The organism is Ruminococcus sp. BSD2780120874_150323_B10 (assembly GCF_015553695.1).
Taxonomy (GTDB): Bacteria; Bacillota; Clostridia; order Oscillospirales; family Acutalibacteraceae; genus Ruminococcoides; species Ruminococcoides intestinale_A.
Window position 1 is genome coordinate 23,477 of record NZ_JADNHD010000010.1, and the last position, 13,094, is coordinate 36,570.

Annotated in this window: 8 protein-coding genes; 2 read left to right on the top strand and 6 right to left on the bottom strand. The window is 36.8% G+C overall.

Annotated features, from left to right (window positions below; all coding sequences use genetic code 11):
* Positions 1-17 precede the first annotated feature (17 nt).
* The gene (locus I2E21_RS07605; RefSeq protein ID WP_195410920.1) at positions 18-257 is read left to right on the top strand and encodes a hypothetical protein; all 240 of its coding nucleotides are present in this window, start codon (positions 18-20) and stop codon (positions 255-257) included.
* 96 nt (positions 258-353) lie between these two features.
* On the top strand, positions 354-1,979 hold the full coding sequence (locus I2E21_RS07610; protein ID WP_195410921.1) for a recombinase family protein: 1,626 nt from the start codon (positions 354-356) through the stop codon (positions 1,977-1,979).
* A 77-nt stretch (positions 1,980-2,056) separates the two neighbouring features.
* Here I2E21_RS07610 and I2E21_RS07615 read toward each other — a convergent pair whose 3' ends face one another.
* The 6 genes from I2E21_RS07615 to I2E21_RS07640 form a co-directional block, all read right to left on the bottom strand.
* Positions 2,057-4,648, bottom strand: coding sequence for a DEAD/DEAH box helicase family protein (locus I2E21_RS07615; protein ID WP_195410922.1), 2,592 nt, complete (start codon positions 4,646-4,648; stop codon positions 2,057-2,059).
* 1 nt (position 4,649) lies between these two features.
* Positions 4,650-5,294, bottom strand: coding sequence for a hypothetical protein (locus tag I2E21_RS07620; protein ID WP_195410923.1), 645 nt, complete (start codon positions 5,292-5,294; stop codon positions 4,650-4,652).
* 157 nt (positions 5,295-5,451) lie between these two features.
* The gene (locus I2E21_RS07625) at positions 5,452-5,934 is read right to left on the bottom strand and encodes a hypothetical protein (RefSeq protein ID WP_195410924.1); all 483 of its coding nucleotides are present in this window, start codon (positions 5,932-5,934) and stop codon (positions 5,452-5,454) included.
* A 505-nt stretch (positions 5,935-6,439) separates the two neighbouring features.
* Positions 6,440-8,506: a hypothetical protein gene (locus I2E21_RS07630; protein ID WP_195410925.1), complete on the bottom strand. Its 2,067-nt coding sequence runs from the start codon at positions 8,504-8,506 to the stop codon at positions 6,440-6,442.
* Positions 8,503-12,045: a hypothetical protein gene (locus I2E21_RS07635; protein ID WP_195410926.1), complete on the bottom strand. Its 3,543-nt coding sequence runs from the start codon at positions 12,043-12,045 to the stop codon at positions 8,503-8,505. The genes I2E21_RS07630 and I2E21_RS07635 overlap by 4 nt, the downstream gene beginning before the upstream one ends.
* A gap of 14 nt (positions 12,046-12,059) precedes the next feature.
* Entirely contained in the window at positions 12,060-13,052 is a 993-nt protein-coding gene (locus I2E21_RS07640; protein ID WP_195410927.1) for a WYL domain-containing protein, read from the bottom strand.
* Between the last annotated feature and the right edge of the window lie 42 nt (positions 13,053-13,094).

Genomic DNA, 13,094 nt, shown 5'->3' on the forward strand with positions numbered 1-13,094 from the left:
ATCAGAACGGAGGTTTAATGAAAGATATTAATGACTTCAGAATTTCAAAGGAAGAAAATTATAACTCTGCGGTAGCCGGTCATCTGAAACGAAGCAGAATGGTTATTGTGGAAGATAACAAAATGATTTCACACAAAGATTACAGGATAAACGGAGTTACATACTCTGTCAACTCAATCTTTGATATGAATTCGAATCGGACGGCAGAGGATAACTTGAAATATCTTATGATGCAGGAAATTGAAAAAGTATCTTAATATTTGAAATTTGGTCTGGATATTCAAAACGCTTAGGAGTATGATTGCGTTGCGAAAAATTACTCTAAAGCGGTTTGATACAGACAAGGAGGACAAATGGATAATTTAATTACAACAGAAGAAAAAATCACAGCTCTCTATTGCAGACTCTCACAGGAGGATGAGAAAGAGGGCGACAGCAACAGCATAGAAAATCAAAAGGCAATGCTTACGAAATATGCAATTGAAAACGGCTTCAGAAATATTGAGGTGTTTGTTGATGACGGATATTCGGGAGTATTCTTTGACCGACCTGCATTTCAGAAAATACTTAATCTGATTGAAGAGAATAAGGTTGATACTCTGATTACAAAGGACTTATCAAGACTCGGCAGAAATTACATAAGCGTAGGTAACTATATCGAGATGGAGTTTCCGCACAGAGATGTTCGTTACATAGCTGTCAACGATAACTACGACAGCCAAGATATAAACAGTTCGTCAAATGAGCTTGCACCTTTCAAAAATCTCTTCAATGAATGGTTTGCAAGAGATACAAGCAAAAAGATTCGTGCAGTTATCAAGTCTAAAGCAGAACGGGGAGAACGCATTGGTTCTCATATTCCCTATGGTTACAAGAAAGATCCCGACAGAAAAGGACATTTGATTATCAACGAAGAAACTGCAAAGAATGTGAAACTGATATTTCAACTCTGCGCCACAGGAATGGGACCAAGGAATATTGCAAAGATTCTTGCCGAGAAGAAAATCCCAAGACCATCGGTGTACCGCTATGAAAATGACGGAGTTATCATTCAGAAAACCGATATTACAGACCGATACAGCTGGGCGACAAAAACTATTGTCGGTATGCTTGAAAATGAAGTGTACCTCGGACATACGGTGAATTGTAAAACCACAACTTTATCCTACAAAGATAGGAAAAAGAAAGTTGTTCCCATAGAAAATCAATTCAGATTTAAAAACACTCACGAAGCTATAATAGACAAAGAAACCTGGGATATTGTTCAAAAAGTTCGTGAGGGCAGAAAGAGGATTACAAAGTCAGGAAATATCAATAAATATAGTGGTCTTCTTTACTGTGCAGACTGCGGAGCAAGGCTTACTTACAACAGCGGAAACAAGCCAAAGCCCAAAAGCTATTACTTTATGTGTAGTTCCTATCGCAGACACAAGGACGGCGATTGTATTCTTCCGCACCGAATCCGTGAGATTGTATTAGATGAAATTGTCAGGGAGGAAATCAATCAGGCAATTTACTATGCGGTCAATGAAAAGAACAAATTTGTTGAGTGCATCAGTAAAAGAAGTTTGTCGGAAAGCCGAAAAAAGCTCAGTCAGAAGATAACCGAGCTTGATAAGTTGAATAACCGCAAAAACGAGCTGAATGTAATATTCAGAAAGCTTTATGAGGATAATGCACTCGGTAAAATTCCCGATGACCAGTACAGACTTCTATCCGACAGCTATACTGCTGAACTGCACGAATTAAAGGCAAAGATACCCGAACTGCAAAATCAGATAAATGAAATCAAAACAGAGGAAAGCAATGTTGATAGGTTCATTGCCTTGGCAAACAAATATATTTACATTGAAGAACTGACACCTGAGATACTGAGAACTTTCGTAAGCAAAATCACCATACACGAAAACGATAAAGACAACCCCGGAGCAAAATATGAGATTGACATATTTCTGACACATATAGGAAAATTCTGGTGAGAGATATTCAATAGCAAAATCACAGCAAAAAACAGAGCAGATAGCGAAAACTACCTGCTCTGTAAACTCATCTGAAGTTACCATTCGCTGATTTCAAGCTTCGGCATATGACCGTAAAGGAAGTACTCGCATTCCTCGTAGTCCTTGTACTTATGCTCCTGCTCTCTGAACAGCTTATCGTGGTGCATATAGTCACGGTGAAGAAGCTCGTGGTAAATTACGAATTTCACAACCTCTTTCGGGACGTCCTTTGTGTTGAGAACGCAGTTAATGACTATGCTGTTGTCTCTGTAAAAATAACAGCCGTAGTATTGCTTGTATGCCTTGTCAGTCCAGCGGATTGACGAAATTCCGTCATATGTGCCGTGGAACATCTCGTCCTTTACTTCCTGCACCAGCTCGTCAAGGTTGTAATACGACTCTCTGTCAAACGGTATCTGCTCATCGGGGAGCTCGCTTACTCGTGTTCCGTATGCGGGAGCTTTGCCTCTGTAAATGTAGAAGTGAAAAACCATGCTTGCGTAGTTTTCCCAGCTTCCGTATATTTCTTCGGCTAACGGATAATTCTGATATGCTTGTTCTGCCAACACCTTGAAGTCCTTGTTTTCTTCAAGAGCCTGTTTTGCAACATAGTACGGGTCAATCTTTTTGCGGTCTGCAAACATATGCACCTTCGGTTCTTCCTCGAAGTTTTTGAGGTTGTCAATCAGCATCGCAATTTCACGCTCGCTCGGCCGCATACAGAATCCCGAAAAGTACTTTTCAATCAGCTTGGGAACGTCAACCGACTCGCTTGAAACAATCTCTTTCTTGTCCTTCATAAGATTCACATAGCCTTTCAGCTGGTCCTCAAATGCAAGCAGAGTGTAATCGTAACCGTCCTCGTCAATCAGCGAATACCAGCAGGAAGGGAGAGTGACAAGACTGTTGTAAGTCATTGCCTTTGCCGACAGAATATTGTACGCCTCCTTGCAAAGCTCCCACGAATATATTTCTTCCTGTTCTTCCTCGCTGATTGCGGTTTCAGCCTGTGTCTGTTCTTCTTCGGTTTCCTCGTTTTCGTCAATTTCCGCAAACAGCCACTTCGGATTGAGCCATTTGTTGAACACCGTCCACTTGTCGTTGAAGTCAACAAGGTTGACCTTTTCCGTACCGCCTGCCTGAATGCCACGCATACCTCTGCCAATCATCTGTATCAGCAAGCCCTCACTCTGTGTAGGTCGGGTGAGAAAAACAGTTTCGATATCGGGGACGTCACTGCCCTCCGTCATTATGTTCACATTCACAAGCACGTCGAATTTTCCGTTTTTGAAATGCTCGATTATGTAGCTGTTGTCCTCGTTGCCCGAATAAATACAGTCGCATTTTACACCGCGCTTTTTCAGCTCGTCACAAAGAAGTCTGCAATGCATAACATTCAGCGCAAAAATCAGAGTCTTGCCGTATTTTTCAGCGTTTTTGAGGTACTCGTCAATAATAATGCTGTTTCGTGAGGAGCAAACGGCAATTTTTCCGAGCAGGGAATCGGGGAGCTCGCCTCGTCTTTTGATTTTCTGTGCCTCGTCCTCGGTGATAACAGGCTCAAAGTCCTCGTTTGTTTCTATTCTCGTAAATACAGGCTCTGCAAGTATTCCCTTTGTAATCAGGTTTCCGAGCGATATGCTGTAGATAATATTGTCGTCAAATAGCTTCAGCAAAACTGCGCTGTCGTAATCGTAACTGCGTACAGGTGTTGCCGTAAGTCCGAGGAGCTTTGCGTCGGGGCGGTATTTGAGAAGATATTTTATCGTGTCCTGATAGGAACGTGCAAAGGTGTGGTGAGCCTCGTCAACGACAATCATCAGCTTTTTACTTGTAATTCTTCTTAAATGCCTTTGGTTTCTGCAAATTGACTGAATACTTCCTATGATAACATTGTCGTTTTTATCAACAGATTTTATGCTTTGGTGCTCGGAGGAGATACAGCTGATTTTATAGCTTCTGATGTCGGGATTTTCAAGCTTTGAAAGCCCTGCGAATCTGTAAAAGCACTCTGCCGCCTGATTAATCAGCATATGACGGTGGACTATCCAGAGTATCTGGTAACCTTGACTTATCATATCTTTAATCAGAAAATATGAGGCTGTTCTGCTTTTTCCGCTACCCGTAGGCATTACAACCAAGCCTGACTTTTTATCTTCCTTGATGAAGTGGTTTTCGAGGGCGTTTACTGCGTCTTTCTGAAAGTCGTAGAGCGAAATATCCTCCGCAGGAGTTTCTCTCATGTTCAGCTCAATAGTTCTTCTGAACTTTGTGTCCTCTGAAAAAATAACGTCAGCGCCGCCGATTTTTGCAATCGCAGTTGCATATGCGATAATAAGGCTTGCCGAGGTTGCCTTTTGGCGCAGACTTCTGAGCTTTGTGCCGAAGTCCTTGCCTGAAATGCAGAGGGCGCCCAAAACCTCGTCAAGAATGTCGGGGTATTTGCACAAGAGCTTGTCCTCGATAATCTGACGGTAGCTTTTTACAAACCTGTCGTTCGGTGCGGTACAAATAAGATTCATTGAGCAGACAAGGTCGTCTTTTTCGTCCGTTTCGCACAGAGGACGGTCGTCGGCGTTTGTTTCGGGTGAATAGATAACTGCTTTTAAAAATTCATTGTCAAAGTTTTCCCAAGTAAAGTTTTTCATATTATTTCACTTCCTTGTCAATCCAGTTTTCGCCGTTGTAGTTTTCAATTTGTTCCGACAGATTTTCAATGTAGCTTTTTAATTCTGCATTGCTTTCCGTACCCTGAGCGTACCATAGATTTGAACGTCCGAATCCGAAGTCATAGCCGTTGTGACCGCTCCTCGGAACAATCCACTTTGATGAAAAGCGTTCGTTTTCGGGCAGAAGTACGCAGTTTTCCTTCTTGTCAATAAAGTTGAATTCCTGAACGTATCCGTTGATAAAATCAACAAATTGCGGATATCTGTAGACGGTAGCGTCCTTGTACCAGCCGACAACTCTCATTCCGTCAATCTTGTCTGACTTTGCACACCATACAACGGTTACACCGTCAACGCTTTCTTCATTTTTTGAAAGCTGACAGCCGTTGATTTTTTCAATGTGGAGCTGGCTTGTTTTGTTTTTCAGGGATTGTGCAAGCATTACAAAGCCTATGCAGAAATCGGTTTCGTCTCCTTCGCCTCTGAAAAAGTCAAAGTTGTACGCCTCGTGAGCGTCGTTTGTTTCCTGTACATATGCTCCGCCGTTTACGGGTTCGTCAACGCCGTCGATAATGCCTTTGTAGTACTTCATATAAGCGATGTTGCAGAAAATAATGGGTTTCATAGAAAATTTATCCTTTCGTAAATTAGTAATTTGAGAGCCTTTTGGGCAATTGATATTCGGATTAGTAATTCTGAAGACCTCCTTTATTTAAGTGTGTCTTCATTATATATTGCCGGATTATCATAAGAAAGGGATAAGTTTTCCCGTTAACTTTCTTTTATTTTGTTGGTCTATCCCTTAATGCTATACTCTTTCCTGTGTATTTTTCGAATTCATAGATAAAGTCGAATATTGAATCCTGACCTAATGCCCTTATAAAAATATAATCGCCTATGTTATCGTCGGTAAGCCTTCCTTCCTCTGTCAGATTGAACAGGGTATCGGCTTCTTCTCTGCTCAAATTCATACCAATGCAGAATTTATACAACGCAACTCGTGTGGCTTTACCTCTTCCGTTTATTATTTTTTTATATGTGTCCCAGCTCTGCTGACAATTATCTTCAATCTTATCGGCTATTTTGTTACGACTGCAATCGTAATCCATTTCAAGTTTCAGCACAAAATTATTTAGCGTTTTTGCAAGCTTTGTTTTCTTTTCATAAAAAATCTCCATTTCTTTACTGCTGACCTGATAAGACAGCTTTTCCTTTTCAAAATCACATTTGAATTTTCTGCTTTTAATTTCCTGCTCCGTAACCATATGTACCTCCAATAAACAACCGGTGTAATATTTCATTAAGTTATTATATCATATTGTAAGTGTTTTTTATATTACAAATGTTGAAAAAACAGAGCAGATAGTGAAAACTACCTGCTCTGTAAAAAAATTAAGTTATATGTTCCTTATGGGAAGTCAGCTGACTTGAACCCTCGGCACGCGGTTTTGGAGCGACTGTTGAAAGCTCAAAACTGCATAGACAAGCCACTATTTAAGCCAAATTCATAGCATCAAAATTACATTTTCGTGGTTTGATGCTTTTTTGATGCTATTGGTATTTTTAAGCTTACAATATAATAGCTGATGACTTTTTTATTCTATAGAAATTTCAAATGCTGACGGTATGCTAAAATAACATCCTTTATTGCAGTGTATGGTAACATGCTAAAATCAATCTGTCAATCAATTCATAACTCAAATTTTGCGCCGCTGTAAACAAAGAATACAAAGCGGAAACAGATTCGTTTTATTTTTTCAGTATATTAAACTATATGTTTTTGCTGATTTTTATATATTCTCGCAGATATTTGAATGGGAAAGGTACAACGGTATATTGACCGTTGCGTACAAATTCAACGGAGAGAAGTGGTAGCAGGTCCTTGAATTCCATTTTCTTTTCTGATATTATTTTACGAATAATACAAGCTCTGCTGACACCGGATCTTCTAAGCGATTTTTCTCCTGCATAATAGTACACTTCTTCGCCCTCTTCAAGAACAAAATCCTTTTTAAAACAGCATATATTTACGATATTACTCATAAGGTATTCGTCATTTTTTAGACTTTGGATTCTCGGATGCATCCACACACCATATTTATCGCGCATATACTGATTTAGATCAATAGCATACTTTTTTTGCATATTCATAAATCTGCGAATTTCATACTTTGTAAGAACAGGTTGCTGCTCTCTTATAATTGCTATAAGATTGTTTGTTTCATCAGCGTACTGTGGATATTCTGATGAAAATGCATTAATCATATTAATTAGATTTTCTTTTCGTACTGCTGTGTTTGGGTTGGTTTCTTTAAGTGCCATGTTGAGTTTGTAAATGTCAGGAATGGTAAATTCGCAGGTCCTCACAATTGCGTGTATATTATTAATATCAGAAAACACAAGACCTTCAACACTGTTACATACCCTGCTGTTTTCTTTGTTGTATTCTGAATACATAAGCATTATTCGTTCTTTATCAGTACTTTCTGTGGGTTCAATATCATTAAAGGTTTCAAAATTCAAATCACCTGTTGGTGTTACTGTCATCATATTGTATTCAAAGTGAGAATCAGGGTATGTATATCCTTCTATCTTTTCTCTAGTTACAAACGACCAGGTTTTGTCTGTCTTTAGTTGTGTCCAATCATAAATAGAGAGTTTACGACTATAAATATCCCCTTTAATTATTAATTCCTGGACTACCTTTTTTACCATGTTTTTTAATTTTTCCTCGCTATGGTTTTCAACTATAATATGTTGAACAATCAGACCGTTGTTATCATCTTTGTGTGGGTCCGGTAACTTATTATTTTCATAGTATTCCTCACCATAGATAATACGGATATTGTAACCGCTTTCTGAGGTTGTATCTATCAGAGGGTGTATATTGTAATCACTTTCAAGAATGCGAACAATGCTGTCAAGCATTGATTCGGACTGTTTGTCCTTGCAGTAGTCGGATATGGTAACGTCTTTTTCACTAAGCATTTTTCCGAATTCTTCTACGCTAATTTCAGTCTTTTTGCTTTTTTTAATTTCCGTTTTATCAGCAGCATCGTATGAGTCATATTCAAGTGTTAAGTAATCAGACAGTTTTAGCTTTACATCTTCAAGAAACTTATTCATTATACCCAGTTTGCTTCTGGAAAATTTTTCTGGGTTTTCATAACATAAAAATTCTACCGTATTGTGGGAATTTTTATATGAACCCGGCGCAAAGGTGTCCTTCAGGTCAACTTTGTCACTTTTCAGTTTTTTTCTGAAAGCTCCTGTTTCGGCGTCTATTATGTAGAAACTGCCCTGTTTTGAATAACTGTTTTTCCTGAATGTCTTGACATCAAGGGTTAAGTACATTCCCGGCTTAAGTGAAATCTGGAGGAATCGGAACATATATATTTCTTTAGTTGATTTGTCTCTTATCGGGGATGTGCTGTCGCCATAGTATAACTTACCTGTAAGATTATTATAGGAGAACAACTCGCCTTTAGGAGTTTTCATAGAATTTATAAGCAGTTGCGCAAGAAGTCTGTCATTGTAATAGAAAACCCTGTTTCTTTCAGCCTTATCCAGCACATTGATTTTTTCTACGGCAACATTTGGATACTGCTCTTTTATCTTTCTGCTAAAATTGAGATTATATTCTTTGCCTTTTTGAAAAAGAACAAGTGCTTCTTTTCCAAAAGAATGTTGTACTGCAAGTGCTTTGTATTCAGCGGTAGGAATATCAAGGATATTTGTATTGTATAAACCTGTTGTGCCTTTGACAAAGTAAATGTCAAAATCCCTTTCTATATTTTCATAGTTGTATTCTGCTCGAAACTTGTTGGTAAGTATCATAAAAAATCTTCACTCCTTATCATATTAATATTTGTGGTTATAGGTTTTCCGTCTTGGTCAATCAATCCCGGAATCTCTACAATTTTTCCGTCACAGCTTATAGTAGGTTTCGTATTGTTGTTTCCTACAAGGTTGATTATATATGCCCTTTTGCCCTTAATAGTATCAAGCTTTTGCCGTATTCTTTCAGTAGTGCTTTCTCTGTCCTGCAGGTAAGTAGGCTTCCAGTTTTTGAAGTCAACATAAATACCGTCATTAAGTTCAAAATCAAAGAACTCAAATCTATCAGGGTCATTAATTGGCTTTAATTTCATTCCCCGTTCTCTGCTTAGTATAAACTCGCCGCAGACTTCTCCTAATGCACCTTTATAGATATTGTGGAAAAGCACAGGGCTCATCATATACATATTTTTTTCAAAAGTTGTTGCATAACCTAATTTAATGAAGTGTTCTCTCATACCGCTATATTTCATCGCGTATGGAAGATAAGAGTTTTTCTCTCCTGCCTCATAAATAATAGTTTCGTTTGTTATACCCTTCATTTTTGCTCTGCCACTGTTTTGAAAGTCAATTTTACTTGTACCAAAATCAATAATTACATCATCAAAATCATAGTACTGAGAGTAAAGGTATTTGTCGATTTTTTTACCGGCAGTAATATAAAGCATTTTCAAATTATAGTCAGCATTATATTGGCTTTGATTTGCAGTAGGAAAAGTCAACACCAGCTCTCTTAATTCATGCCATATTTGCATACTCCTTTCGTTCCATTTTCTGTAAAGCAAGCCTTTAATAGTCCACATTCCGGTTGAAGATATTTTTTCTGCAGTATTAAGGATGCGCTGCCGTTCATCCGAATAATCACTTCCAAGAGTTTCTCTCAAAACAGCAATAGCCTCCAGCTCAGGCGACATTATTCTTTTCCGTAGTTCACCGCTATATATCTTTTCAAGCAGCTTGTCCTCAATGTAAATATTAATGTTTCTGTTTTTCACAAATGTGCGGCACATTCTGCCTACTGCCTGAATGACTTCTCTTGTTGCCTGCATACGGATACTTTTAATTTTATATAGTTCATTATTTTCATAGGTATGCCCTGTAGAGTAGGAATTAAAGGCTGTTCTAATAAGACTATTAAGTTGTGAACGCTTGATTTCTCCGTTTTCATACAGACTTTCTATTTGTACCAACATACTTATCAGCTGGTTAACTGTAATTTTTTCATCTGTATAAATATTGGTAGTAAGATTTGTAATATTTCCAAGATACAGAGCATCAATATCCTTTGTAAAGTGGCGTTTATCCTTTGGATTTTTATATTCGGCAAGTTCAATATAGTTTGTTTTGTCTGTAACTGCATATTGCAGATTTTGCCCTGCGCCGATTGTACTGTAAGAAGAAATTATAAGAATTTTTTCTCCTTGCTCCAATTTATTAATCAGAACTTTTTTATCCTCTTCAAAATTTTTGCTTTTAAGCACAAACAGTGTATCTGTTGCGTTATAGTTTAGTCCGCAAAATAAAATTGCCTTTTCCATTAATCCTAAAAGCAGATTATAGTTCATAGATGCTTTGTTTTCCTCAGGAAGAGCCATTCCAAGGTAAAGCATGGATTTTAGTGTTGTATTTTTAAGGAAGGATACCATAGCATACAGAATATTGCAGTACCTGATGCGGTAATATATTTCTTCGCACTCATTGTCAATAATATTACCGCATACCATTGCAAAATCATTGTTTCCAAATAATTCTCTGCAAATATCTTCACTTCTGCTTTCACTGTACTCAGTACTGATAACTTCGGTGCTAATACTAATTCCTTTGTCCTTGTATGGTTCATAAAGCCTGAACATCTGTTTTTTAACTCTGTCTTTCATATCTTCAGGTGTAGAATGAAAGTCGTTCTCCAGATAGTTTCTGAGATAATCAAGATTGTAGTTGCCGACAACAGTAGGTATTTCAGCGGTAGCTGAAAGTCCGATGACAGCATTGTGCTTTGAAATATATCCTATAATTTTTTCAGGTGTATCATATAGTTTTATAAAACTGAGATTTGTAAAGTCAAAGTGTGAGTCGCTATCTTCAAATTCAAAGATTTCAATTCCTTTTTGGTAGAAAGAATCGTCTGGAATATTGTGTTTTTCTTTCTGACTTATTTTCTGCTCACATAATTCACCAAGCAGGAGTTTGCTTTGGTTACTGCTAAGCTCAAGCTTTTTCATAATAGTAGATATAGCATTTTCAATAGTCATAGCATCAGCAATAAACGGTCTTTCCTTGTTGATGATGTTCATATATTCATTAGCCCAGTGAAAAAGAAATCTTCTGAAGTGAAGTAAAAATCTGTTAATATCTCTTAAAAAGCTATAAATTACAATATCGTCTTTTTTGCGGTTTTCAAAGAATGTTTTTTTATCCTCAAAGAAAACCTTAACAATGTTTTCCTCCTTATCCTTTGTTGCACGAATATACTTTGCATTTCCATTTAGTATAGAGTGGTAGGTAGCATCCTTGAACAGGAAATTTTGTTTTCTGTCAATATGATTTTCGTTTACCTTTATACTCAGATTAGTGTGATATTTATTGGCAATTTCATCCGCCTCTTTTTTCAACTTTGCAAAGGTAATTATTTTACCTTTACTATAGTCAATTGAGTCAATAGCCTTTTTAAGATTGTTTGAAAAATAATCCGTGTTAAAAGTTCTTAATATCTGCCTGAAAACAGAAATATAATCTTCTCGAACTGAAACAGCTCTTTCAATCAGCTCATTTTCAATAGTGGATTTTGTCGCATCAAATTCATCAACAATAATGATTGAATCGGTAAATAAAGGAGATTTTATAAATTCATAACTAGGTTCTACTATAACAGAATTTCGCTTCATAAATTTGCTGATACTCATAAGAATAATCTTTCTTTCATCAGTAAATACTGCAGGATAAAGTGCACCTATCCACTTGTAATTTGCATCATTCTTTATTGCTTTTAGCTTGTCTTTTTTATTTGAAAACCTCTTTTTCAGTGTATCGGAAACAAAGTGTCTGAAATTTCTTTCTGCCCTGTTAACATTATCAACTAACATCTGTTGATATTGAGTATCGTTTATATTGCTGTTTTTTATTTTTGTGTAATTTCTTATTGCTTTTTCAAGTTCATAATATTCAGCGGATATAAATTCTTCAGGAATATCAAGAACAGGGATTTTATCTACAACTTCATCAAAATTTGAACGTATTCGCAGTACCTCTTTATTGTATAATTTTTCATCATTATATGCTCTTTTTAAATCTTCTTCCGGAAGATTTTTGTTGAGGGTTGTAAGGTATATTATTTTTCTTGTGTTATTAGGATTTGCGGCGTATTCTCGCATACAATTTGTGATTGTGTAAGTTTTTCCGTATCCTGTGGGAAGTTCACAAAGAAAAAGGCCGTTTACATTGTCGTTTAAAACTGAGTCTATGTATTGTTTCGTAGTTATCACCTCGTTAAGATTTGTCACTATATAGTATAACATAATAAAAAGGATAAATAAGGGCATATAGTACCCCCTATTTATCCTTGACATAAATCTATATTCTTTTTTAAAAGTTCGAGCATTTTTGATTTCACATTATCGGGCTGTAAAATCTCTACATTACCAAGACCAATTATCCATCCTAAAAATATATTAGACGGAACAGCATAAAAGGAAACCTGTAAATATTCTGTTTGCTCGTCATCACAAATTTCAATGTTTGTACCAAATTGGTCAAGAAATGCACCTACCAAGTATTCGGGGATTTTTACAGTAATACATTCTTCTTTCCCGGAAAACATGCCGATTCTTCGGGATACATATGTATCCGGATTGAATTCTGAAAACTGTTCCTTTCCTCTTATTTCAAATTCCAACTGTTCAATATGGTAGAGTTTGTCAACTCTGTAAACTCTTTCTTTAAGAATACCATCAGTTTCCTTGGTGTCATATCCATAAAGATAATATCTACCGTCTGCCCAAATAAGTGTAAACGGATTTAATGAATATGATTTTCCATTTCTGTTTTTCAGGACCTTATCCTTAGTCCAATGACGGTATTCAAAGGAAATCTGCTTTTTATTATTTATTGCGTGCATAATATTATTTATGTTGATTAGTATTCTCTTGTTTTCACTTTTTGCAATATTGATACCTAAAATACTCCTGTCTAATGCTTCTGCATCATATATGCTGACGGTGCTTCTCAACTTCTTTGATATACTCTCCGCAATGCCGTTTGGAATAATATTAGAGGCATAAATAGAGTCTAACAATAATTTTATTTCGGCGTTTTGTAAAAGACGGTCTCCGATAAAGTAGGTAGCATTTCTACCTCTGCCTGAAATTATTTCTACGCCAAAATCTTCACGCAGTAATTTAATATCTCTTTTTACAGAGTCATGTTCACATTCAAATCCTTTGTTGTAGAGCTTTTGTAAAATCTCCTCCATAGATAATTGATGATCTTCATCAGTGTATTTTTCCAGTATTCTGTATAGCATTAATATTCTGCTCTTATTTCTGCTCAAAGTATCCTCCATAATATTTTGGTAAGTATATTCTTTATGTTT

Coding starts and splice junctions, on each gene's coding strand:
- I2E21_RS07620 (WP_195410923.1), bottom strand. CDS start 5,294: ATGAAACCCATTATTTTCTGCAACATCGCTTATATGAAGTACTACAAA.
- I2E21_RS07625 (WP_195410924.1), bottom strand. CDS start 5,934: ATGGTTACGGAGCAGGAAATTAAAAGCAGAAAATTCAAATGTGATTTT.
- I2E21_RS07610 (WP_195410921.1), top strand. CDS start 354: ATGGATAATTTAATTACAACAGAAGAAAAAATCACAGCTCTCTATTGC.
- I2E21_RS07615 (WP_195410922.1), bottom strand. CDS start 4,648: ATGAAAAACTTTACTTGGGAAAACTTTGACAATGAATTTTTAAAAGCA.
- I2E21_RS07635 (WP_195410926.1), bottom strand. CDS start 12,045: ATGCCCTTATTTATCCTTTTTATTATGTTATACTATATAGTGACAAAT.
- I2E21_RS07630 (WP_195410925.1), bottom strand. CDS start 8,506: ATGATACTTACCAACAAGTTTCGAGCAGAATACAACTATGAAAATATA.
- I2E21_RS07605 (WP_195410920.1), top strand. CDS start 18: ATGAAAGATATTAATGACTTCAGAATTTCAAAGGAAGAAAATTATAAC.